Origin of the sequence: Paenibacillus germinis, from assembly GCF_013141785.1 — a bacterium.
GTDB classification, from domain to species: Bacteria; Bacillota; Bacilli; order Paenibacillales; family NBRC-103111; genus Paenibacillus_E; species Paenibacillus_E phytorum.
The window spans coordinates 328,026-351,181 of record NZ_WHOC01000019.1; the positions used below are offsets into that span (position 1 = coordinate 328,026).

24 protein-coding genes are annotated in these 23,156 nt (G+C 46.5%); 7 read left to right on the top strand and 17 right to left on the bottom strand.

Features of this window, described 5'->3' with window-relative positions; all coding sequences use genetic code 11:
- Positions 1-5 precede the first annotated feature (5 nt).
- The 8 genes from fabG to GC102_RS03900 all read right to left on the bottom strand — a co-directional run bounded on the left by fabG (position 6) and on the right by GC102_RS03900 (position 6,854).
- A complete protein-coding gene (gene fabG, locus GC102_RS03865) occupies positions 6-746 on the bottom strand; it encodes a 3-oxoacyl-[acyl-carrier-protein] reductase (RefSeq protein ID WP_029195326.1) in 741 nt (246 codons plus the stop codon).
- Positions 733-1,683, bottom strand: a complete 951-nt coding sequence (gene fabD, locus GC102_RS03870; RefSeq protein ID WP_171688286.1) for an ACP S-malonyltransferase — start codon at positions 1,681-1,683, stop codon at positions 733-735. Before fabD ends, fabG begins: the two co-directional genes overlap by 14 nt.
- A 534-nt stretch (positions 1,684-2,217) precedes the next feature.
- Positions 2,218-3,204 carry a beta-ketoacyl-ACP synthase III gene (locus tag GC102_RS03875; RefSeq protein ID WP_216625518.1) on the bottom strand — a complete coding sequence of 329 codons (987 nt, stop codon included), beginning with the start codon at positions 3,202-3,204 and terminating at the stop codon, positions 2,218-2,220.
- Positions 3,201-4,205, bottom strand: coding sequence for a phosphate acyltransferase PlsX (gene plsX / locus GC102_RS03880; protein WP_171688287.1), 1,005 nt, complete (start codon positions 4,203-4,205; stop codon positions 3,201-3,203). The genes GC102_RS03875 and plsX overlap by 4 nt, the downstream gene beginning before the upstream one ends.
- The gene (gene fapR, locus GC102_RS03885; RefSeq protein ID WP_047672754.1) at positions 4,189-4,803 is read right to left on the bottom strand and encodes a transcription factor FapR; all 615 of its coding nucleotides are present in this window, start codon (positions 4,801-4,803) and stop codon (positions 4,189-4,191) included. The genes plsX and fapR overlap by 17 nt, the downstream gene beginning before the upstream one ends.
- 119 nt (positions 4,804-4,922) lie before the next feature.
- Positions 4,923-5,096: a 50S ribosomal protein L32 gene (rpmF, locus tag GC102_RS03890; RefSeq protein WP_029195321.1), complete on the bottom strand. Its 174-nt coding sequence runs from the start codon at positions 5,094-5,096 to the stop codon at positions 4,923-4,925.
- A gap of 37 nt (positions 5,097-5,133) precedes the next feature.
- Positions 5,134-5,640, bottom strand: a complete 507-nt coding sequence (locus GC102_RS03895) for a YceD family protein (protein ID WP_171688288.1) — start codon at positions 5,638-5,640, stop codon at positions 5,134-5,136.
- An 89-nt stretch (positions 5,641-5,729) separates the two neighbouring features.
- A complete protein-coding gene (locus GC102_RS03900; RefSeq protein WP_171688289.1) occupies positions 5,730-6,854 on the bottom strand; it encodes a SepM family pheromone-processing serine protease in 1,125 nt (374 codons plus the stop codon).
- 125 nt (positions 6,855-6,979) lie between these two features.
- Between GC102_RS03900 and GC102_RS03905 the strand changes: the two genes are divergently transcribed.
- A complete protein-coding gene (locus GC102_RS03905) occupies positions 6,980-8,278 on the top strand; it encodes a nucleoside recognition domain-containing protein (RefSeq protein ID WP_171688290.1) in 1,299 nt (432 codons plus the stop codon).
- Positions 8,279-8,283: 5 nt separating this feature from the next.
- Here the strand turns inward: GC102_RS03905 and coaD are convergent, their stop codons facing one another.
- The 5 genes from coaD to GC102_RS03930 all read right to left on the bottom strand — a co-directional run bounded on the left by coaD (position 8,284) and on the right by GC102_RS03930 (position 13,039).
- Positions 8,284-8,787 (bottom strand): pantetheine-phosphate adenylyltransferase, encoded by a 504-nt coding sequence (coaD, locus tag GC102_RS03910; protein ID WP_029195317.1) that lies wholly within the window; start codon positions 8,785-8,787, stop codon positions 8,284-8,286.
- 30 nt (positions 8,788-8,817) lie between these two features.
- Positions 8,818-9,375: a 16S rRNA (guanine(966)-N(2))-methyltransferase RsmD gene (gene rsmD, locus GC102_RS03915; protein ID WP_171688291.1), complete on the bottom strand. Its 558-nt coding sequence runs from the start codon at positions 9,373-9,375 to the stop codon at positions 8,818-8,820.
- A gap of 343 nt (positions 9,376-9,718) precedes the next feature.
- Complete coding sequence (locus GC102_RS03920; RefSeq protein WP_171688292.1) at positions 9,719-11,452, bottom strand: AAA family ATPase; 1,734 nt, start codon at positions 11,450-11,452, stop codon at positions 9,719-9,721.
- A gap of 77 nt (positions 11,453-11,529) precedes the next feature.
- Positions 11,530-11,820: a hypothetical protein gene (locus GC102_RS03925; protein WP_171688293.1), complete on the bottom strand. Its 291-nt coding sequence runs from the start codon at positions 11,818-11,820 to the stop codon at positions 11,530-11,532.
- A 241-nt stretch (positions 11,821-12,061) separates the two neighbouring features.
- A complete protein-coding gene (locus tag GC102_RS03930) occupies positions 12,062-13,039 on the bottom strand; it encodes a thermonuclease family protein (RefSeq protein ID WP_246320716.1) in 978 nt (325 codons plus the stop codon).
- A gap of 173 nt (positions 13,040-13,212) precedes the next feature.
- Here GC102_RS03930 and GC102_RS03935 point away from each other — a divergent pair, with 173 nt between their 5' ends.
- Positions 13,213-13,383: a hypothetical protein gene (locus GC102_RS03935; RefSeq protein ID WP_171648775.1), complete on the top strand. Its 171-nt coding sequence runs from the start codon at positions 13,213-13,215 to the stop codon at positions 13,381-13,383.
- Positions 13,384-13,471: 88 nt separating this feature from the next.
- Here the strand turns inward: GC102_RS03935 and GC102_RS03940 are convergent, their stop codons facing one another.
- On the bottom strand, positions 13,472-13,756 hold the full coding sequence (locus GC102_RS03940; RefSeq protein ID WP_047672726.1) for a hypothetical protein: 285 nt from the start codon (positions 13,754-13,756) through the stop codon (positions 13,472-13,474).
- A 184-nt stretch (positions 13,757-13,940) separates the two neighbouring features.
- Between GC102_RS03940 and GC102_RS03945 the strand changes: the two genes are divergently transcribed.
- Positions 13,941-14,435: a GNAT family N-acetyltransferase gene (locus tag GC102_RS03945; RefSeq protein ID WP_171688294.1), complete on the top strand. Its 495-nt coding sequence runs from the start codon at positions 13,941-13,943 to the stop codon at positions 14,433-14,435.
- A 5-nt stretch (positions 14,436-14,440) separates the two neighbouring features.
- Here GC102_RS03945 and GC102_RS03950 read toward each other — a convergent pair whose 3' ends face one another.
- On the bottom strand, positions 14,441-15,475 hold the full coding sequence (locus GC102_RS03950; RefSeq protein WP_171688295.1) for a WD40/YVTN/BNR-like repeat-containing protein: 1,035 nt from the start codon (positions 15,473-15,475) through the stop codon (positions 14,441-14,443).
- Positions 15,476-15,691: 216 nt separating this feature from the next.
- Between GC102_RS03950 and GC102_RS03955 the strand changes: the two genes are divergently transcribed.
- Positions 15,692-16,726, top strand: coding sequence for a polysaccharide deacetylase family protein (locus tag GC102_RS03955; protein ID WP_171688296.1), 1,035 nt, complete (start codon positions 15,692-15,694; stop codon positions 16,724-16,726).
- 50 nt (positions 16,727-16,776) lie between these two features.
- On the opposite strand, the gene abc-f is transcribed toward GC102_RS03955, so the two are convergent.
- On the bottom strand, positions 16,777-18,624 hold the full coding sequence (gene abc-f / locus GC102_RS03960; RefSeq protein ID WP_171688297.1) for a ribosomal protection-like ABC-F family protein: 1,848 nt from the start codon (positions 18,622-18,624) through the stop codon (positions 16,777-16,779).
- Between the two features lie 388 nt (positions 18,625-19,012).
- On the opposite strand from abc-f, the gene GC102_RS03965 reads away from it, so the two are divergent.
- Positions 19,013-20,029: a CobW family GTP-binding protein gene (locus tag GC102_RS03965; protein WP_171648763.1), complete on the top strand. Its 1,017-nt coding sequence runs from the start codon at positions 19,013-19,015 to the stop codon at positions 20,027-20,029.
- A gap of 71 nt (positions 20,030-20,100) precedes the next feature.
- Here GC102_RS03965 and GC102_RS03970 read toward each other — a convergent pair whose 3' ends face one another.
- On the bottom strand, positions 20,101-20,559 hold the full coding sequence (locus GC102_RS03970; protein WP_171649081.1) for a Fur family transcriptional regulator: 459 nt from the start codon (positions 20,557-20,559) through the stop codon (positions 20,101-20,103).
- A gap of 156 nt (positions 20,560-20,715) precedes the next feature.
- Between GC102_RS03970 and GC102_RS03975 the strand changes: the two genes are divergently transcribed.
- Together GC102_RS03975 and GC102_RS03980 are read left to right on the top strand one after the other, a co-directional pair.
- On the top strand, positions 20,716-21,735 hold the full coding sequence (locus GC102_RS03975; protein WP_171648761.1) for a permease: 1,020 nt from the start codon (positions 20,716-20,718) through the stop codon (positions 21,733-21,735).
- A gap of 26 nt (positions 21,736-21,761) precedes the next feature.
- The gene (locus GC102_RS03980) at positions 21,762-22,790 is read left to right on the top strand and encodes a TIGR03943 family putative permease subunit (RefSeq protein WP_171648759.1); all 1,029 of its coding nucleotides are present in this window, start codon (positions 21,762-21,764) and stop codon (positions 22,788-22,790) included.
- Positions 22,791-23,156 lie beyond the last annotated feature (366 nt).

The following is a 23,156-nucleotide window of genomic DNA, read 5'->3' on the forward strand; positions in this document are numbered from 1 at the left end:
AAAACTTACATGTACATGCCGCCATCCACGTGGAGTGTTTGGCCTGTCATGTAGGACGCATCGTCTGATGCTAGGAAGCGAACAACCTTTGCAATTTCCTCAGGTTGGCCAAGGCGCTCCAGTGGAATTTGCTTCAGCATTTGCTCTCGCATCTCGGATGACAACTTGTCCGTCATATCGGTTTCAATGAAACCTGGCGCTACAGCATTCACCGTAATGCCTCGAGAAGATAGTTCTCTCGCAGTCGCTTTGGTTAAGCCAATAACGCCTGCTTTTGCTGCTACATAGTTGGCCTGACCCGGGTTACCGAGCACACCCACTACAGAAGATATATTAATAATTCGACCGAAACGCTGTTTCATCATCGGGCGAGTAACGGCTTTTACACAGTTGAACACACCCTTGAGATTCGTAGCGATGACTTGATCGAACTCTTCTTCCTTCATCCGCATGATTAAATTGTCTCTTGTTATGCCAGCATTATTCACAAGAATATCAATTTTACCAAAACTTTCTAGCGTTTGCTTCACTAAATCATCAGCTTCTTGAAAACTGCTTACGTCAGCACGCAGCTTAATAGCTTTACGTCCCATCGCTTCAATCTGTGCTACAACTTCTCCAGCAGCGGCTTCACTTCCTGCATAGTTCACAACAACATCGGCCCCATGTTCAGCCAAATGCAAAGCAATCGCTCGGCCAATACCTCGAGATGCCCCCGTTACCAGTGCCACCTTACCCGTTAACATGATTGTGTACCTCCTGCATGTACTTCTCCAAAGCTTCTAGACTACCGATCGAAACGGTTTTCACCGTTTTGTCTACCTTTTTGATCAGACCTGCGAGAACCGTTCCCGAGCCAAGCTCAATAAACGTATCGACGCCTTGGCCGATCAGATAAACAATAGTGTCCTCCCACAATACTGGAGAGTACACTTGTTCTACGAGCAGCCCGCGAATATCGTCAGGCTGCGTGACAGGACGAGCCGTTACGTTGGCCACAACGGGCACGGCTGCATCACTCATCTCGATCGACGCAAGCACCTTTGCGAGGCGCTGCGAAGCTGGCTTCATGAGTGAAGAGTGAAAAGGCCCGCTCACCTCGAGCGGTATTGCACGCTTCGCTCCGGCTTCTTTGCAGCGTTCAACAACCGCTGCAACGCCCTCTTTACTGCCCGAGACGACGATCTGTCCCGGGCAGTTCACATTGGCGAGCTCCACGACGGAGCCGCCGCTTGTGATAGCCGCGCATAGCTCCGCAAGCGCTTCTCGCTCGGCTCCCAGCACGGCTGCCATGGCACCCAGGCCGCCAGGGACGGCCTGTTCCATGAACTCGCCGCGGGCCCGTACGGTGCGAACCGCGTCTTCGAACGCCAGCACGCCCGCTGCGACCAGCGCGCTGTATTCACCCAGACTATGTCCAGCGACATAGTCTGGCTTAATGCCAGCAGCCTTGAACGCTTCCAGACAAGCGATGCTTGTTGTCAGCAGTGCAGGCTGCGTGTTATACGTGATCTTCAATTGGTCCTCTGGACCTTGGAAGATCAGATCAGATAACGAAAAGCCTAGCGCTTCGTTAGCGCGCTCAAAATATGCTCTGGCAGCAGGATGATTCGTGTATAAATCTTGACCCATACCCACGGACTGCGAGCCTTGACCAGGAAATACAAATGCTATTTTACCCATACGAGAAAAGGATCCCCTTCCGCGATAATTTTCAGTAATTAATTATATGTTTTTACTTAAAATTCCATTTATTTGTCGGGCGACTATTTTTCTACCACCCTTATTGACACTATCCCCTTGGCTCAGTTCTTCAGTTCTTCAGTTCTTCAGTTCTTCAGTTCTTCAGTTCTTCAGTTCTTCAGTTCATTATTAACTTTAACTGCGCCTACTCAATTTGTTTACTGAGTTTAGGGGATATTGCTGATAGACTCACACTGAAAACTTTTATCAGCTGCAAGTCTTTCAGTCGATCGTGCATTTTTCCAGCTGAACCCTCGGGTTTAGCTGAAAAGAAGAAAGAATTGTCTTTTTCTAAACTCCTGAGCCTTGGGGATAGTGCCTATAAACATCACTCGGAAAACTTTTACCAGCTGCAAGTCTTTTAACCAATTGTGCATTTATCCAGCGTACCCCTCGGGTTCAGAAGAACACAAGAAAGAATGGTCTTTTCCTAATCGACTGAGCCTTAGGGATAGTGCAGATAGTAAAAGAAGACTACCAAACCAAAGCAGCTGCGCCCCATGTTAGGCCGCCGCCGAAGCCGACTAGCACGAGACGGTCGCCTTCATTCAATCTGCCCTGCTCAACTGCTTCAGCGAGAGCTACCGGGATAGATGCTGCGGACATGTTGCCGTACTTGTCTAGGTTGATCATGCATTTGTCGTCAGTCAGTTCTAGACGATTTAGAGAAGCTTGAATGATTCTCATATTCGCTTGGTGCGGTACGAGCAGATCGATGTCTGTTTTTTCCCAGCCTGCTTTGCGCAGCGCTTCATCAGCGGCATTGCCCATGATCCGGACGGCAAATTTGAAGACTTCAGCTCCGGCCATATAGATGTAGTGCAAACGTTGGTCAATGGAGGCTTGTGAGGAAGGATTGCGTGACCCTCCACCTTCAATTTTTAGGAGTGGACCTCCTGTGCCGTCAGCGCCTAACTCAAACGATTTGAAACCTCTATGTTCAGGCACTTCCCCAATAACAACGGCTCCAGCGCCATCGCCAAAAAGAATGCATGTGTTTCGGTCTGTATAGTCAGTAATTTTGGATAAACAATCAGCGCCAATGATAAGTGCATGTTTATATGTACCTGTGGCAATGAAATTAGAGGCATTAGCTAGTCCATATACAAAGCCTGAACAAGCTGCCGACAAGTCAAAAGCTGCTGCTTTTTTGGCTCCCAGCTTCTCTTGGAGAATACATGCCGTTGAAGGGAATGCCATATCAGGTGTAATCGTCGCTACTATAATTAAATCAAGTTGGTCCGCCGTAATCCCTGCATTAGTTAGAGCAATCAGTGCAGCTTCATAACAAAGATCAGAAGTAGCTTGTCCTTCGGCGGCTATTCTTCTCTCACGAATACCCGTTCTAGTCACGATCCACTCATCATTCGTTTCGACCATGGTTTCCAATTCTTGATTTGTTAAAATTCGTTCTGGTACATATTTACCCGTTCCGAGTACCCCAACTGGTATTAAGTTCATGTTGTTATATCTCTCTTCCCGTGGCTAATTTCGGCAGATATCGTGCCAACCAAATCATTTTGTAAGGCAACTCTCGCTTGACGAACTGCATTCTTGATGGCATTTGCATCGGAGGAACCATGGCTTTTTAGGACTAATCCATCAATACCCAAAAACGGGGCTGCCCCATGTTCGTTATAATCCAACTTTTTGCGAAATTTTGTAAGTCCTGGTTTCAAGACAGCCGCTGCAAGTTTAGTGAAAAAGGTTTTGGTGAACTCTTGTTTAATTGCTGAGAAAATGGTAGACGCAGCGCCTTCTAATGATTTCAGCATGATATTTCCCGCGAATCCATCGCACACGATGACATCGCATTTGGCACGAAGCACTTGTGAAGATTCGACATTACCCACAAAATGAATAGGGGCTTGTTCCATTAAAGGATATGCCGCTTTCGTTAATTCATTCCCTTTGGTCGCTTCTGTACCCACATTCAGCAGGCCTACACGAGGCTTGACGATACCATGTACTTTGGAGCGATAAATACTGCCCATAATGGCGTATTGGATCAGTTGTTCGGCTGTTGCATCCATATTAGCTCCCAGATCGAGCGCAAGAACACCGTTTCCATCCATAGTTGGAATCATAGGCGCCAGTGCAGGACGTTCAATCCCTGGAATTCTTCCTACGACTAGCAATCCAGTCGTCATCAAAGCACCTGTATTTCCTGCGGAAATCATGGCTTCCGCTTTCTTCTCACGTACCAGCCTTCCTGCTACCACCATGGAAGCGTCTTTTTTGCGTCGAACGGCCTTAACGGGCTCATCCTCTGCTTCAATGACTTCTTCCGTATGATGGATAGTTAAGTTCGCTGGCCTTTCTGTGAGGTGCGCTTCAATCGCGGCGCTGTTACCGACCAGAATGATATGAACATCCTTCCATTCTTTGGCCGCTGCGAGTGCACCTTCCACTACGATTTTAGGGGCATTGTCGCCACCCATTGCATCAATCGCGATTCGCATGCAGCTTGTCCTCCCTATCAAGATGTTGCTCTTTCTTCGAATGAAAGATCACAAAGTTGCCTCGAAAAACCGTTTCATCGCCAACATATGAAAACACCTCGACTCTTGCTTTCCCTTTGGAAACGGAACGCACATAGGCTTTGGCGATACATTTCTCTCCGAGCTTTACAGAACGAATAAAACGAATGTCTGCAGAAGCTGTTAAAGCTATGGGATCGTCGATGACGGCAACCGCCAGGGAGTTCGCTTGCGAGAAAATATGATGTCCTCTTGCAATTTTGGTTCTTGAGAAAACATGATCTTCTTTAATTTCAAAAATCGAGATACCGCTTTGATCCAGCTGTAAATCAATCACTTCTCCAATAATTTCATCAATTGGCAGTGAGCGCACATGATCGTACGTTTTGACCGCCATATGCTTCATTCGTTCCCGCAGCTCAGGAATGCCGAGTTCCAACCGATCCAAGCGGACGGTTTGGATACTGACCTGAAACGTTCGCATCAGTTCCTCGTCTGTCATAAAAGGATTAGCTTCAATGGCTTGAAGCAATTGCTGCTGCCTTTGTCGTTTAGGAAGGCGTTCGATGGCGAGCACCACCTTATCTCGTGAGATCTCATCTTATTACCAGATACTAAACTGTAGTATATTAAATTTATAGCCAAAAAGAAAGCAAAAAAAATAGCACCTCACACTAGGATGAAGTACTATGTCCAATCTTATGCTTTTACGATCTCTCTACCTTTGTAAGTTCCGCAAGACTTGCACACACGGTGTGCTAGCTTCAGTTCTCCACATTGTTCACATTTCACCATGCCTGGAACTTCCAATTTAAAGTGAGTACGGCGCTTGTCGCGACGAGTTTTGGACGTTCTTCTTTGAGGTACTGCCATATTCAAAACACCTCCTTATACGAATTTCAACGATGCCTTATTCTTTGTTAAAAAAGTCCGCGAGACCTGCAAGCCTAGGATCAATTTTCTCCTGCTTACAGCCGCAATCACGTTGATTGCGATTCTCTCCGCACACGGGACAGAGACCTTTGCACGCTTCGTCACAAAGTGGTATGTACGGTAAACCGACCACTACATTCTCTACAACGTAAGGCTCCAAATCGACTTTATCTCCAACCACTAAATGAATATCCTCGTCTAGATCCGGATCTTCTTCTTCTGGTTTTTGCATGAAGACTTCCTCAAAAGGAAGTTCGATTGTTTGGTTAGTGTGCGATAAGCATCGTGAACAGCTTAACTCCAAGTCTAGCGTTAACGTACCGTTAACTTTTGCTACTCCATCTTCATAAACAGCTTGAAGATCGACGTGTACGGGACCATGACCAAGGATATCTTGACGTCCTTCAAAAGGATCTGTCAAGGTCAATTCTTCGGTCATATGAACCTGCCCTTTAAGAGATAGCTCTCTAAAACCAATTTGCATGTTTTTTCACCCCAAACAAACAAAGATTATTATATCCAGTTTGTATGCCTTTTGTCAATTTAAATTATATTGTTTTTACTAGATCTAGCTTATTTCGGAGGCAATGCTGCTAGAAATTTGAGCGCATCTTCCATGGTGCCGATTTCGACAATTTTCATCTTAGTCTTAATCTGATTGGCTCTCTCGACAGCTGCTGTGTAATTCTCGATTTTGGTACCATCTTTGTAAATCACATCTTTGGGTGCAAAGAAATAATCGGCCTTCTCCCGATCCGCGGCAATGATCTTATGCTGTATACCGCCAATTGGACCTACAGTGCCATCGCTTTCAATTGTCCCTGTCCCGGCAATTCGATAACCCTTGGTAATATCATCTGCCACGAGTTGATTGTAAATCTCTAAGGAGAACATTAATCCCGCTGAAGGACCGCCAATCTCACCAGCCTTAATGGATACTTGTTGATCCTCATGGTCTGCTTTTACAGCCTGCATATCCGCCGGTACAACACCGATGCCTGCCCGCGGCTCGCCCTGCTCCCCTTCTTGCTTAGGAAGCGCACCAAGCGTCAGCGTAGCTTGTTGTTCGACTTTTTTCCTCGAATACGTAATAACAATTGTCTCTCCAGCTTTTTTACCTTTAAGTGAGTCCAGTAAATCTTGGGCGACCTTCACTTCTTTATCTCCAGCTTTTAAAAGCACATCTCCAGGTTTGAGAACTTTTTCTCCCGATAAGCCAGGCAGCGTCTGGAGTACCATAACCCCTTCATGATTGATATGAAAGGGAATTTCCGCTTGCTTATAAGCCGCTTGGATAGCACTCGCTTGGGATGTCAACATAACATACTCTTGGCGCTGTGAATACTCTTGTTCCGACTCACCTTTACGCAAAACGCTCGTTTTCGGCTGAATCTCTTCATAAGGATTTACGAGACCGATTAAATAATTGACCATGTTGGCATCGGCAACTCGTACAGTAGTTAGCATTAGCGTCCCCTTTTCGGGATCAGAGCCTCTGGGGATCGTCACCATCGGTTTAATTTCTTCCGCTGTTCCTGGCATAAATATAAAAAAAGGAAGTCTTACAAAAAACAATAAATAAACAATGACAACTCCGACAATCGCGGAGATTAAATAGCGCCTAGTCGCCGATCTTTTCGGATGTCGATACGAATCATTCGACCATGTACGAATCGTACTCTCTTCTTCGTTCTCCATGCAGGTTCCCCTTCCTGATGCCTTATACAAGTGGTGTCTCTTGCTTTGCCTCCAAGCGAAAGCTTGGTCTAAACCCGCATGCTCTAGCGTACAATTGAAGCATGTTTAAAGGACGAGGTGATATTATGCAGCCTAAGAATGCAAGATCCAACTCCAAACTCACAACGCTGGTACTAGGGTCTTTGGCTGCCCTTGTAGTCGTTTCTATCATTTTATTCCCGGACAAGGCATTTCAGTCTTCGCTCGAAGGACTTACAATTTGGTGGAAACTTGTATTTCCAGCATTGATGCCTTTTCTCATTTTGACTGAGCTGTTAATCGGTTTTGGTATTATTCAAGGGATAGGCATTCTTTTAGAGCCGCTGATGAGGATTGTATTCCGTCTTCCCGGTGTAAGTGGGTGGGCGCTAGCATCAGGTCTTATAGTAGGATTTCCTACTGGAGCCAAAATTACAGCTACCCTGAGGGAAAAAAACCTCATCTCCCAAACAGAAACAGAACGATTAACGGCACTGTCCCATTTGTGCAGCCCCTTATTCCTAATTATGGTCGTAGGCGTCGGCTTTCTGCACAGCGCTAAGCTGGGCTTCATACTTGCAGTAGTTCATTATGCCTCGGCTATTTTCACTGGATTTTTGATGCGAAATTCCAAAAAATCAAAGCAACCTTTAGCCGACTCCCATGAACTCCAAATAGCCACTTTGCGGCCTACAAATCAAGTATCCGCTTCCGTTTGGAAACTCTCCTTATCAACGATGCGCCAAGCTTACCTACACGATGGACGTCCCTTCGGTAAGCTGCTCGGGGATGCGGTAGCCTCTTCCGTGCAATCCTTAATGCTAATTGGTGGTTATATGATGATATTTTCTGTACTAATTAATGTAGTTAACATAACTCATCTTACGGACGTATTTCGACCCATCACACACTATTTACTGAGTTTTATGAATGTCCACACCGATACCACACCTCAGTGGCTTAAGGGGTTTCTGGAAATTCATCTGGGTGCCTATGCTTTTAGCCAAGCACAAGGCCTTTCCTTACTTCCGCAAATGGCGCTCCTAAGCGCTTTTCTTGGCTGGGGAGGCTTATCTGCTCACGCGCAAGTAGCTGGCTTTCATCAAAAAACAGATGCTCGTTATCTATTCTTCTTCCAGGCCCGTGCTCTGCATGCTGTACTTGCTTTGGCATTAACCGTTCTCCTTTGGAAACCGCTTCAGCTGCTTTTGATGGATTCTGAGCCTAGTTTTCTTTGGTTAGACAAAGCCAAAAGCGAGTATCCTACGGCTGCCTTTCCACTGAACGGCGAATCGGCATGGGGCCTGTGGGGACCTATGCTGACGCAGTTCCTTCTATTATTCACTTTGATGATAATTATTTCAACGGTCCTGAGAACTTTCAAAAAGAAAGCTATTGATTCGTAATTCCATTAGATTCGAGGGAATTTCTTTTTCAGTGCTTCTTCCACCTCAGCAGGAACTAGATCTTCCACTGGTCCGTGAAACTTAGCAATCTCTTTCACAATACTTGAGCTCAAGTACGAGAACTGAGGCTTCGAAGTCATAAAGAAAGTTTCTACATCAGGATTCAGCTTGTGATTCGTAGAAGCCATTTGCAATTCATACTCAAAGTCAGAAACCGCTCGAAGCCCACGAACAATTAGACGTACATTGCGAGCTTTCATATAATTGACCATCAAATCTCTAAAACCATCTACCTCTACATTCGGCAGATCCTTGGTCACCTTCCTAATGAGCTCCATCCGTTCTTCCAATGTGAACAATGGATTCTTGGAAGTGTTATTCAGTACAGCTACAATCAACTTATCAAACACCTTTGCCGCTCTATGTATAATGTCAAGATGGCCGTGTGTAACAGGATCAAAACTGCCTGGATAAACGGCAACTGTAATTCCGTGTTCTTGCCTCATCATGCTGTTCATCTCCTTAAAAAATGCTCATATTTATTCTGCTGATCCTTTGTAAATCGTGACAGCGGTATCTCCGTAATCGGATCTTCGCTGCTGCTTAAATCCACCGATGGTATCTTCGAGGACATCCTTAGCATCGTGTTCCACAACGATCGTAGCATTCAACTGAACAATCGACTGCTCTTCCATCGTGCTTATCAACTCCGCGATAAATTTCATTTTGTACGGAGGATCGAGGAAAACGAGCTCAAATTGCTGCTCCCGCTTCGCTAATGCTTTCAACGCCCGAGTAGCATCCGTTCGGTAGATCTCAGCTTGGTCCTTGAGACCTGCGGTTACTAAATTATGCCCAATCGTGTCGATGCTTTTCTTCTCGATATCAATGAAGACAGCCTTATCCATCCCGCGGCTTAGAGCTTCAATCCCGAGTCCGCCTGTACCAGCGAATAGATCAAGCACTTGTCCTCCTTCAAAATAAGGACCAATCATACTGAAGATCGCTTCTTTCACTTTATCCGTTGTCGGCCGCGTGCTGGTACCGGGTACAGCTTTTAACGACCTGCCTTTGGCGGTGCCTGAAATCACTCTCATCTTACGTATTTCCCTTCTAGCTGGCTCATTCTTTTGCTATCGTACCACAAGCTCTAATCGGACACAAAAATTTTATCCCTGTGATGTATAAATTTCCCGTAAAACGGTCATCCTTGAACTATCGACATCAGAGAATGTCGTAGACAACCGCGGAGAAGACTTACGTTTCCCCATAAGCTCTTCGTCCGGTTTCTCCTCTCCCATGAGGCGATCGCGCAAGCGGTCGCCGTTATTATTTTATGGCACAAATTCTAAAAACCCTAATTTTTATAAGGGTTTTTTTGTGTATAACAGGCATGATTTATCATAAAATACAGCTGTTCTAAAAAGATAAATCGATAGTTTATTCGGAATCCTTCGTACCGTTGGCGTCCTCCGGCAGCTGTTCTTGAGAAACTTTGGCTAATGAATCGATAACCGACTGAGGTTTTACCTCAGTTGGCTCTGGACGACTGCGGTTATACAGCCGTACATAGATCTGCTCAATCTCCTCGCCCGTTAGATCGCCTTGCTTTAGCAGCTCCGATGCAATGGCGTGGACGAAGTCGACGTGTTCCTTTACTAAATTCTTTACTTGGAGCATCTGATCTTTCAGAAGCTCGTTAATCTTTGGCCGGAGTGCCTTGAGTGCATCGGCCCGAGAGCCCGTCGCAAGCCAACTGAACAGCTCATCGCCCATACCGACCATACCGAGGTAGGCGCCGGCCAACTCCGTAGCCTGCTGCAGGTCTGAGGTGACACCGTTTAATTTCTTCCCTAAGTACTCCTCTTCCACCGCCCGTGCTGCCAGACAAACTTGGATCTCCGCTAAAATCTCACTATCGCTTCGGTTATACCGTTCATGCGTCGGCTTGGTGGCAGCAAGACCGAGCGCGCCGCCCCGACGGATGATCGTCACTTTCCAGACCCGGTCGTGGGGCTTCAGCAGGTACTGGGCCACCGCATGGCCAGCCTCATGGTAGGCGACATTCCGCTTCTCGTCGTCTCTCATGGAACGGAGCGGCTGTTTGAGTCCCCACTCATAGGTCTCCATTGCAGCCCGGAAGTCCTCGTAACTGGCTTCCTGGGCTCCCCTTTGGTGGGCGATAACAAGCGATTCATTGACGATGTGTTTGATCTGCGCAGGGCTGTAGCCGACCGTATCGAGTGCCGCCGCTTCCGGAGTTAGCGTAGAGTCCCGTTTCACCTTCCGGAGATAGTATTGGAAGACGTCCACCCGACCATCATAATCGGGGGTATCGACCCAGAGCTGCCTATCGAAGCGGCCGGGCCGGAGCAGTGCGGGGTCGAGTACATCGGGCAGATTGGTCGCAGCGACAGTAAGTACCGCTGGCCGCTCTGCCTTTTTGCGCCGCAGCCCCAGTGAGCGAAGCATCTTGGAAATCTTGGAGTTGTCGATGTTCGGCGGATCCATCTGCAAGAGCAGCTCGTTGAGCAAGCCAGAGCCGCCGCCCATGCCAAACATTCCTCCACCTGCTCCCGCTCCCGCCTGTCGACTCATCCCAATGGCGTCAATTTCGTCGATAAAGATAATGCAGGCTCCGTACACAGTCGCCAGCTTCCGTGTCTTCTTGTAGAGGCGCATCACCTTCAGGTTGCCGACGCCGAAGAACATGTTTTGGAAGCTAGGTGCCGAAGCATAAGCAAAAGGCACCTGTGCTTCGTTAGCGATCACCTGAGCCAGGTAGGACTTACCGGTGCCGGGAGGTCCGCAGAGAAGCAAGCCTCTGATCGCCTCACCACCCATTTCCTTGAACTCCTTTACGCCTTTGAGCAGGGTGACGATCCGTTTGGCATTCTCAACGATTTCGGGGTTACCTCGGTAGTCATCCCAAGTAGCCCCGGTCTCGCCGGGAAGAATCCAATACGTGCGTCCCCGGGCCAGGAACCAAAAAAGGGCTACGAACTGGACGATCATGAACATTATGGCAAAGAGCAGCTGCATCACAATACCGATAATAGTCAATGCGATATTCCAAGATGTCGGCCCCCCTGCCCATATCAGCACGCCGGTTAAGACGAGTGCTGCGAACCACAGGATGAACGTTCGCCACTTGATCCACTGATATCTCTTCATGGACTCACTTCCTTTAAGACGGTTTGTATTATTCTATGAAAACCATAGGCCCCCCATGATGGAAGGCCACAGTCTTGTTATCGGAATTTTCTTTTAATGTCCAATAAATACTTGAGAATTACAGCGATACCACCAACGAAATAAAAAATCACAAGAGTCCACCCCGTAGGATCAGTTGGAATCAAGGATAAAACAATCTCTAATGGCAGGACATAATATAGAACATCCTTCAAATAACCTAATACAAAAGTTGGATCAAAAGAGCCTTTCCAAAAGGATTGGAAAAAGGCGATTAGAAAATCAATGATCATTAATCCAAATATGGCCCACATGGTGTACATCATCCAGTCTGCAAGTGTAAATGTCATTTATCATCACCACCTTCCTACATACTATGCTAGGAATACTGACATGATACAGTTTTTCATCAATTTGCCCATTCACTTTACGTGTCTCAAATAGAGACTTACAAGAAGTTTTTGAATTAAGAAAAAATAAACGACACCACTAGGGTGTCGTTTATTTTAGTCCTTCACTTATTTACCTGATTTCACCAAATAATTTAGAAGTCCAGCATATAATTCCTGATCTTCTTTTCCAGACTTACTCCTATTCACAGGCTACGCCATCATTATCCCGGTCTAACTTACTGCTGTACCCAGGATCACCTCGATGAAGTGGAGCTTTGCCGGCTGCTTTAACAGCTGTACAGTTTGGATAGCTAACGTTACTATTTGATGTAGATGCAGGTGCTTTTGAAGGCTGTGTTTCTTTCGCAGGTTCCTCTGCTTTCTTCATTACCTCTGGGTGATATCCGTCATCTTTGGCGTAGTTCTCTATGCTCCAGATGCCAGTTCCCGCCTGCTGTGCTTTCTTTTGAATTTCTCTGAATTTATCAACATATTTCACATCGGGTTGGTAGATGGCTACTCGGGCTAATCCCTTTTCAAGAAGCTGCTCGTTTACCATTTTATCATCGAACCAAACATACATAAGCAGCCTGCCGTATTTATCACGTTCTGAGACGTCTTTTTCAAGTTTTACTTCTTTACCTTCAAGCATATCGGTTGTAAATTTCGAAGCCTCCGGGCCGTAAGGTTCTACAGGCTTAGAAGGATGCTTGGTTTCAGGTGTGTCAACCAGGACGAAACGAACCGTTTCCTTTTTGTCTCCAATTAACACATCAATTGTGTCTCCATCGACTACTTTGGTTACTTTTGCCGTTAAGTACTTGCTAGCTTCTGCTACAGGAGCAGCTGCCGGCTGTGTAGTTGCTATTGCTTGCCCCGCCGGTGGACTCTCTTTACTCTTTTTTAGCTCTTCTATTTCTGCAGCTTGCTTGGCGATTAGCTCATCCTTTTTCTGTGAATCCGAGGAATCCTTAACGGTGCTGGTTGCAGTCAACGTCTTATTTTCTTTTTTATCAGAAAAAGCGCCTATTAAAATAATTACGGCCCAAACGGCAACACCGCCAATAATAAGTTTGTTTTTAGTTCTTTTCATTAGAAAAAAAATGCCGATGTATGGAGCTACTAAACAAAGAAGAACTAAAAACCAAGTTGTCTGATACCACTTTTGCCGAGACATGGATGCGCACCTACCTATACTATTTTTAATTAGTTATTTATTCTATCACACTAAATTCGACCTGAAATTAAAACCTTGTCTTCCCTCTTACATGCTTCATGTGATATGATAGAACAGGAACATACATTCTCTTTATTTCGCATTCATCTTACAGTCAGAAAAGAAGGTATCCTATGCAAGATCACACAATTTTTGAGCGTTTGCGTAACAAATATGCGGATGAAGACAGGGCCAAGCTGGTCATGCTGCAATTAAGAACATTAATGCAGCAGAAGAAAAAGAAGAAATGGTATCAAAAATGGAAGACGCCGACAAAAACCCAGCCATCGAGTTGGAACGAATAACAGGCATGAATTTAATTTGCAGAAAATCAGGAACATAAATAGAAGCTTTCCTTTCGTAGTAAAACTACGGAGGAGAGCTTCTTCGCCTTTAGTTACTTCTTTTTCGTGAATAATACAATACACCGAGATAATGCGCTCCTGTAAATAGGGTGAGAATTCCAAAGAACAACAGGAACCCTCCTTCACGATCACGGAAGAAAAATTGCAGTACGAAAAGCGCAAGGGATATTTCACTCCAAAGAAGCGTTCTTCTTTTGAGCTGGGTTAGATCCGCAGTAGATCTGCTTATTTTGCGAAGATTCATGAATGTAAGACCAGCGAGTACGATTACGCCAATGACGATCACGAGAATGTAACTTGAATTGCCTGACATGTGACTCCCCCTATTTCCGATGGTTCAACTTTATCTTCTATTAGTAGTAAGAACATTATATCTAAGATACATGGAATACGACTAGATGTCTATTTCGAATTGTCCTTTTAAAAAAGGATTTCAGCTTCTTCCGTGGAACATATTTGAATGTGTTGTCTAAATCTAACAGCGAGGTGCTTACACCATGTCTACCCTATCATTTAAAGAATTAGAAGAGTCTGATATCCCCCTTCTGATGGATATCTACAATCATTTTGTCGTACATACGACTGTTTCTTTTCATACGGAGCCTGTAGAGATATCAGAATTTACTGAGAGTGTTAGGCATCCAAACCCGCGTTACCAAACGTATGTGATAACATTGGATGGGGTCCTTCAAGGATATGTACAAGTCATGCCGCACAAGAAAAAGCAAGCCTATGATACCACAGGGGAAGTGACAATCTATTTGCATCCGGAATGCGTGGGCAAAGGGTTGGGCTCAGCAGCCATTCAGTACATCGAAACAGTCGCCAAAGAGCGCGGCTTCCACGCTCTGATCTCCACCATTTGCGCGAATAATATACCTAGTATTCATATGTTTACGAAAAATGGCTATACACAGTGCGCACATTACCGTGAGGTTGGCTTTAAATGGGGCCAATTTCTCGATATCGTTACCTATCAGAAAATCATATAAGAGGTTTATGGCGTTAGTAAACTCCAGTTTAAACCCCCGTCGGTCGTCCGCCACAAGTCCCTAGCATCCAAAAGCCAGCCACTTGTCGCTGTAGGAAAACTTAGGTGTAAACTCGCAGCTAGCGGCTCGAACGTGCTAGGAAATTCGTGCTGACTCCACGTTTCGCCTCCATTATTTGTCCGAAGGAATTGCCATGTTTTCGCACTACTTTGTGGACTCGCATGCAAGAGAATGAACCCATTCTGTGAATCAGTAAAAGAAATGGCCTGTGGCGTCAGGAAACTCGGCAGCCTGCCTGTTTCTTGCCATGTCTCTCCGTCTGTCATGTGATACAATATCGACACTTCTTTATCCTTCTTACCGGGCCCAATAAACCAACCCTCTATGGCTGAACGGAACGTAAACACGCCCTTCTCTTCTATTGGCATTGAGATGCGGCTTGACGCTGACCAAGTCAAACCCCCATCTTGTGTGCGAAGGAGCATCATGTCTTTACCACTCTGGAACGCAATCAACCCTTGATGTCGGTCAAAAAAGCGAAAAAACGGCTCTTCTCCCCTAGTTTCAAATCTAAGTAAGTCCTGCGCGATTACCTCCCACGTTCGACCACCATCTAAGGTTAATCGAAGTTCTGATTTTTTATCAGAAGATTCACTGGTAAGCAGCCAACCCGTTTGAGAATCAAAAAATGAAATCGCGATCGGTATGTTTGTTTGAGGCAATCTACTCAGAGCCCGCCAGGTCATCCCACCGTCGCTGGATTTCAAGAATTGAAGATCACGGGCGCCAGAAGCGACACCATAGCCATGAAGTTCATCCACGAATGAAATCGCTTTGTTTGGTGTTACATGTATTGGTTGAACTTGATCTTGAATACCAATTTTTTCACCTGCTACGACCGAAAAACCATTGTCACGTTTTTGAGTTAGTGTAGTCATTAGATTGGGAGACGGAGTTGAGGCTTCCTCATGAAAGCAACCTGCGCACAGCAGAAAAACCAGCAGTACAACTAATTTGTTGTAGCTTATCAAGGCTTTCATGACTCATTCCTCTCCTTTCTTGTTGCTAACTCTGCTTTGGGTATATGTAAAGACGGTCCATAATCCAAAATAGTTCATGTCCATTTAATGGAGCCACAGCGTACGGGATATTTCCTACAGATTGTAGGGTCAGTTTGATTCCGTTATTTTCACTGGATAGGATGTCCCTTCTTGACAAAAGCTAGAGCATATTCATAATGCTCGGAGGGGATTGCCATGACCAAATGGCTTTGGTCCATCGCCATCGTAGGCTTGTTAGCGACAGGCTGCGGTGTGTCAAAAAACAAGCCTTATTACGATCAACGCTCTACACAAAATTCTCATGTAGAAGAACAAGATTTACCAACAGATTCTAGTGCCAGCAACAATGAAATTGATACAGAGCCTCTTGTGAGTCCGAGGAGCATGAATAGTCCACTCTCTGCTGGAACACCCACCACTTCAGCTCAACCTGAAGCAACGCCTGCTGCTTTAACACCCAAACCTTCGCCCAAACCTAGCCCAAAAAAAGCAGCAGTACATCCAGAATCATCTAAGAAACCTTCCGTTCCTGTTCAAAAAAATCAAGGCCAAGCTAGAATATCTCAGAAAAAACTTACGCTCTCTCAACTGGTCGTGAAATATCCAGACACCTTCAAGGTACGCGGCTCTGCTCAGGAAAAGAAAGTAGCGCTAACCTTCGACGACGGGCCTGACACCAGATTTACGCCAAAAGTACTTGATGCGCTTAAGGCCAGCCAAGTTAAAGCAACCTTTTTCGTACTTGGTTCTCAAGCTAACTCCCACCCTGATATGATTAGACGGATTGTCAAAGAAGGCCATGTCATTGGGAATCATTCCTACAGTCATGCGAACCTGCCGAAGTTGACTGTGGACAAATTCCAGAGTCAAATTATGAGCACGGAAAGCGTGCTGCAAGGCTTAATCGGCTACGCACCTAAGCTAATCCGCCCGCCGTACGGCGCGATAAATGAAGAACAGGTCAGATGGATCGCTGACCACCATTATTTGATCGTGAATTGGAATGTCGATTCCCTCGACTGGAAATCGCTGAACTCCGATCAGGTGCTGAACAATATCATGCAGCAAACGAAGCCTGGTTCTATCATCCTTCAGCACTCCGGAGGTGCTGATAGCCAGGATTTGTCGGGGACGGTACAGGCCATTGGACCGCTAATTAGTAAGCTCAAAGCAGCTGGTTACACGTTTGTAACCGTACCTGAGCTGCTTCACGTGGCAAAAAGCAAATAAGCCGGAAAGCGCATCCTGAGGTGCGCACCCGGCTTATTCTTTTTGTTCGCTTATCCTTGCAGCTCCGAGAGCCTCTTCTTGATGTTTCGGATGATCTGAAGCTGCGCAGGGGCGTTCTCGGGGCTCCACGCCCCCTCGCTCATGAGCTGCGCCAGCGTTAACTCCAGCTGGCGTCGTTCGTTGGCTCGCGCCAGCTGCTCCGGCGAGCTCTCACTCGCCAAGCTCGCCTCCGCATACTCATCGTAAGTGCCGGAGAAAGCGATTGGGCTGCGCTCCGCGCTCAGCCACAATAGCTTCGTCGCCAGCTTACGAATGAAGAAGCGGTCATGCGAGACGATGACCATGGCGCCGGGATAGCGGAGCAGCGCCTGTTCAATCCTTTCCCGCGAATCAATATCCAAATAATTCGTCGGCTCATCCAGCACCAGCAAGTTCGCGCCGCTGAAGTAAAGCTTGAGGAAGGCGAGCCTGCAGCGCTCGCCCATGCTTAAATCACCGATGCGCTTGCGCACCTCTTCGCCTGAGAAGAGGAAGCAGCCCAGAATCGTGCGGGCTTGGGTCTGCGTCATGGCAGGCAGCGTCAGCAGGCTGTCTAGCAGTGTCACGCCGTCGTCGAGATGTTCGAGCTCCTGCGAGAAGTAGCCGATCGACGTCTGCGGGTGCTGCCGCACCTTGCCGGCAGCGGGCTGCAGTTCACCGACGAGCAGCTTGAGCAGCGTCGTTTTACCTGAGCCGTTGGGGCCTAGCACGGCCAAACGGTCGCCGCGGTCTACGCTGAGGCTCAGCTCAGCGAACAACTCGCGTTCGCCGTAGCGGAACGCGGCCCGCTCCAAGCGCACAAGCGAGCGTGAAGCAAAGTCGCTCGCGCTCAGCTTCACCTTCAGGTGCGCCGCTTCCCGCGGCTTCTCCACGCGGTTTCCCTCTAGGCGCTCCAGCTCCTTCATCTTCGCGTTCATCCGCGAGACATGCGCGCCGGCTCGCCCCTGAAAGTACCCGCGCTGTATCGGCACCTCTGCCATCTGGGCGTTTTTCTCGCCCTGATGGAACCACTGCCGATACGTGCGAATACTCTCCTCCAGCTGCTCTCGTAGAAGCTGCTGCTTGCGATAGAGCTGCTCCTGCGTACGCAGCTCGAGTTCTTTTTGGCGTGTATACTCTGTATACCCGCCTCGGTATTTTCGACAGCCTGTCGGCGTCAGCTCGACCAGGCAAGTCGCCACTCGATCCATGAAATGGCGATCGTGGGAAACGAACACGACGGTGCCCGGATAGGCTCGAAGCCACACTTCGAGCCATTCCAGCGACGCCGCGTCGAGGTGGTTGGTGGGCTCGTCGAGCAGCAGCAGCTGCGGCTCGCGCACCATCAGACGCGCCAACTGGGCGCGCGTCTTCTGCCCGCCGCTCAGCTGGCCGAGCGGCTGATCCCACAGCTCGCGGCCGAGACCGAGCTGCAGCAACTTGCGCTCCACTTGGGTTTCCCAGTGGTAGCCGTCCAGCCCCATGTATCGCTCTGCCGCCTCCTGATAGTCGGCTAACAGGCTCTCCATGCAAGGAGCAGCCGCATCCTGCATCTGCGCCTCCAGCTCCTTCAAGCGACGCTTCGCAGCGTAGTGCTCTGGGCAGCCTTCCTCAACATAGGCGTGTGTAAACACCGCCTCATCAGCCTCTGTCTGCTGCCCCATCCAGCCCCACTGATCGAGCGGCAGCCTGCGTTCCACGCTGCCTTTATCCAGCTCCAGCGTGCCTGCCAACAGGCGAAGCAGCGTCGTCTTTCCTATGCCATTGCGGCCATAGATCGCGATCCGCTCCCCTGCATTCACTTCCAATTCCACTTGTTCAAAAAGTGGTTTCCCCGCATATTCCTTCATCACATTCATTGCTTTTATTAGTAAAGTCATAGACTCATTTCCTCCTTTAAATTCAAATACAAAAAACCGCAAGCAATCGCCTACGGCCAGGAAGAACAAGTCATGATTTTGGTATGCAAAGAACAGCAACTCCAGAAGGAGTCAGCCCCTTTAGACATACGTATCCCACTCGCTCTACCTGCACAATCGTAGAGTCTGCCAATCAACGAACATTTTCGTTTTAGCAGAAAAAGTTAGGCTACATACTTCATCGTCAAAGGGTACCTCCGAGTTCTTCAAGATGGCTTTATTATAACATAACCTCCTAAGCACTCAAGGGAGAAAATTATTATAAACCATCTTGCAGCCTGCCCTTTTTTATACTACAATTCAATTCGTAATAATTACTTTTTAATCCCATGACGAAGGAGTCCTTGTTTTGAGCAAAGTTCCCGTTATCGTACTGAGTGGATTTCTAGGCAGCGGCAAAACAACACTGCTCATCCGCATGCTTCAAGAAGCTGCCTCCTTTAACCTGGGCCCGGCTGTTCTTATGAATGAACTTGGAAAACAAGATGTAGACGGCCATCTCCTCCAAGAAGCCTCACCTGATGTTAACATGGCCAAACTGCTCGATGGCTGCATCTGCTGCAGTAAGAAAAATGATATTAGTGATTCCATTAAACAACTGTTAATGCGCAAGCCTGACGTCATTCTCATTGAATTAACAGGTGTTGCCAACCCAGAGGAAATCGTCGATGCATTGACTGAGCCTGCACTACTTCCTCATGTGAAACTACATAAAGTCATTACCATACTTGATGCTGAAAACGTGCTTGAATATAACAGTATTTTCGCCTCGGACCGAGAGCTTGTCCATACACTTCGCAGACAGATGGAAGTTGCGGATCTTCTTATTCTGAACAAAATCGACTTAATCTCTGATAAACAACAGAGGTCCATCGAAAAAACAATTCGCAAATTCAATGAACGTTCCTTAATACTGCCAACCGCACATAGTCAATTTGATTTAGAACTTATTTTCGGCACTCTCAGTCCACAAGGATCGCAATCCACCTTCTCGCCGAATTTCAATAAAAAGTTTCAATTTCAAGCTATTAAAACGGCACAGCCGTCAAGCGAGACATCCAAACATACTCCATCTTTTTCACGTATTCAGACAATAACAATCCCTATGGATGATGACCTTGCTTTGTCACAGCGCTTTGTGGAACGTTATTTAGCAAAATGGGGCTCCCTACTACTTCGCGCGAAAGGTTATTTGATTATTGGCGCTAAACACGAATCCTTTGTTATGCAATTCGCGGGCAAACGCGCGAACTGGCAGCCGACCACTTTCCAAGGAACGCCTTATCTCGTTCTCATCGGTATGGATCTGGATGCGACAACTCTCGAAGATGACTGGCAAAAGCGATTAACGGAATCTCAACTATAAAGAATGCATACCAAAAAGCAGTTCCGCTGAGTTCACCTCAAGCAGACTGCTTTTACTTTTCCACGACTTTTTTAGTGCAGCTCAGAAGGTTGAGATATGCCCGACTTACAATCTGAGCAATATCCAAATATCTCAAAACGATGGCTTTGAATTTCAAAACTCTCCGGTAGATCCTTCACAAGCTTCATCGGACAGAACTCGAAGGTGACCGTCTTTTCACAACTGATACAAATCATATGGTGATGATGATGAGACAAACAACTCGCCTTGAATTTCAAGCCATCCGCCAAGTGAAACTGCTCCAGTACACCCATCTCACTCAACAATCGAAGATTACGGTAGACAGTATCAAAACTCACACCAGGATATTTAACTTTCATGTATTCATAAACGTCTTTTGGCGACAAATAACTTCCGGATTCAGCGAATAACGTTGCCAAACTCCTGCGCTGCTCTGTAATTCTCCATCCTTGCTGAGCCATCGCCCTTAGCATCTCGTCAATCGTATGCGTATGAGTGCCCACCTGCATTACCCCTCTGTCATAAATTGTTCTATTAACATAGTGCAGCAAATGGACCTCTTGCGTCAAGTAGTCGCACATCTCGTCCTTAACAAAGTTGTCCTATTCCCCTTTCATTCATCATAGGTTACAATAGTAATAATTATGATTAAGGAGCCTTCATCAATGCCCACTACTGTGTTTCGAGCGAGCATGCATGTTATATTCGCTATCTGTTTCCTTTTAATTGTGCTTATCCTTTTAAACAACGACATGCTTACACTCTCCCTGCTAACAACAGAACGCATTCAAGCTTTCAAAACCATGTTCATCAGCATCCTCCTAGAAGCTATTCCCTTCATTTTACTAGGTGTATTGCTTTCATCCTTGCTCCAAACGTTCGTATCCGAGCAAACCATACGCCGTTTCATTCCTAAGAACCCTATTCTTGGTATCCTGTTCGCCTGCGTTTTAGGCATCCTATTCCCAATGTGCGAATGCGGCATGATTCCTGTCGTTCGCAGACTAATTCTCAAAGGAATGCCCGTCTATATCGCAGTCGTTTTCATCGTAACCGGACCCATTATTAACCCTATTGTATTCGCAGCTACATTCATGGCTTTCCGAAATCACCCTGCTATCGCCTATTCCCGCATGGGGCTGGCTTTTGCTGTCGCCATAATAATCGGACTGATCCTCTACCGTTTTATCAAAAGCAATCCGCTGCGTATAAGCCGCGCCAACTTTTCCAGCCAAGAATCGTTGGAGGGTCATCAGCATCAAGGCGGTGGCCTATCCAGTAAGTTAAACACATTTTTCGTTCACGCTTCTGATGAGTTTTTCGAAATGGGTAAATATCTCGTCTTCGGCTCCCTGCTCACCGCACTGATTCAAGTTTTTATGCAGCGCGAAAGCCTGCTTGCCATTGGTCAGGGCCCTATCAGTTCCCACTTTTTTATGATGGGCTTCGCCTATATTCTTTCTCTATGTTCCACATCAGACGCTTTTGTCGCCTCATCTTTTCAAACGTCTTTTACATCCGGTTCACTGCTTACATTCCTGGTCTTCGGCCCTATGCTTGATTTCAAAAGCACACTTATGATGCTTTCCGTTTTCAAATCCAAATTCGTACTCCTGCTTTCGGTATTAATTCTTATCACCGTGTTGGGTTGTTCACTGCTTTTGGAACGCTTTTCTAACTTTTAAAGTCATACAATCTAGGAGGAATTGACTTGAGCGAAGTCCGATTAATTAGCTTTCATTATTTCTTTCGTACGATAATTTTGCTTGGTTTTTCCAGCTATATCGTAATCCTCACCAAGACAGATGCCCTTCAATACTACATAGCTCCGCGTATGATGATTTATGTCAAAATCGCCTCCGTTATCCTTTACATCATCGCCTGCTTTCAAGGCTATATGGCACTGCGTGCTTACTGGGGCAAACCAGTTTCCTGCGAATGTGAACAACCAGTTTCTCGCTCAACCTTGCGCAATACAGTTGCTTACGGACTGCTGATTCTGCCGTTGTTAATCGGCTTTCTGCTGCCTAATACAGCATTAAGTAGTGCTATGGTAGCTGCCAAAGGGATGAATCTCTCTGCTGCTAAATCTAGTATAGCCAAACAAAATACAGACCTGATCACCGACAATGGCGCCTCAACAGGAGTGAATACGTCCAACCAGTCAACTGCGGCTGCTCCAAGTCCCACAACAGTTCCACCTGTGAACAATAGCACAGCTATCAGCCCTATTCCTGCTTCTAGTGCCGAGACTCCCACAATTGCTAAATCTGATGCCGAACTCCAAAAGATGTTCCACGCTGATAACGAGTGGGATGAAGATTTTTCCAAAATCGGCATGATCCTCTACAAAAAAGACACCATCGTCGTAAAGCCAGAAATCTACATGGAAATCCTTTCGTCCATTGACCTTTTCAAAAACAACTTCATAGGCAAAAAAATCGAACTCACCGGCTTCGTCTACCGCGAAGAGAACATGTCAAAAAGCCAATTCGTCGTCGGACGCTTTGCTGTAAGCTGCTGTTCCGCTGATGCTACCCCTTACGGAGTCATGATTGACTTCCCGACCGCTCAAAGCTACCCCAAAGACATGTGGGTCAAAGTCACAGGAACCATCCAAAACGGCAGCTACAACGGAAACGACATCTTCACCATCAAAGCAACCCAAATCGAAAAAACCGCAACCCCCGACTCACCGTATATATACCCAAACTTCGAACCGCTCAAAGAGCTTAACTAGTCAGCACAACTAACGACAACCAAACCAAAAAACCGTCAGGACCACTCTTCATGATCCTTGACGGTTTTTTCTTCACCTCGCGGGCGGTTGTCCTATTAATATTCAATGTTCCTGTTCCTGTTAGATTAAGTTCTTAATTCTAATTGCTCTATTGTTCTTTACTTAACCAACATGCATTCAGCCCTAACCCATACCTCTACTTCTCACTTCTTACTTCTTACTTCTTACTTCTTACTTCTTACTTCTTACCTTACTCTTAGCAACTAATTTCCATAAAAAGGAAATCCATTCAACTATACATCAACTTCAAACTCGTTTATAGACACTATCCCCATCACTCATTATGTTTATATATCCACCGAATTC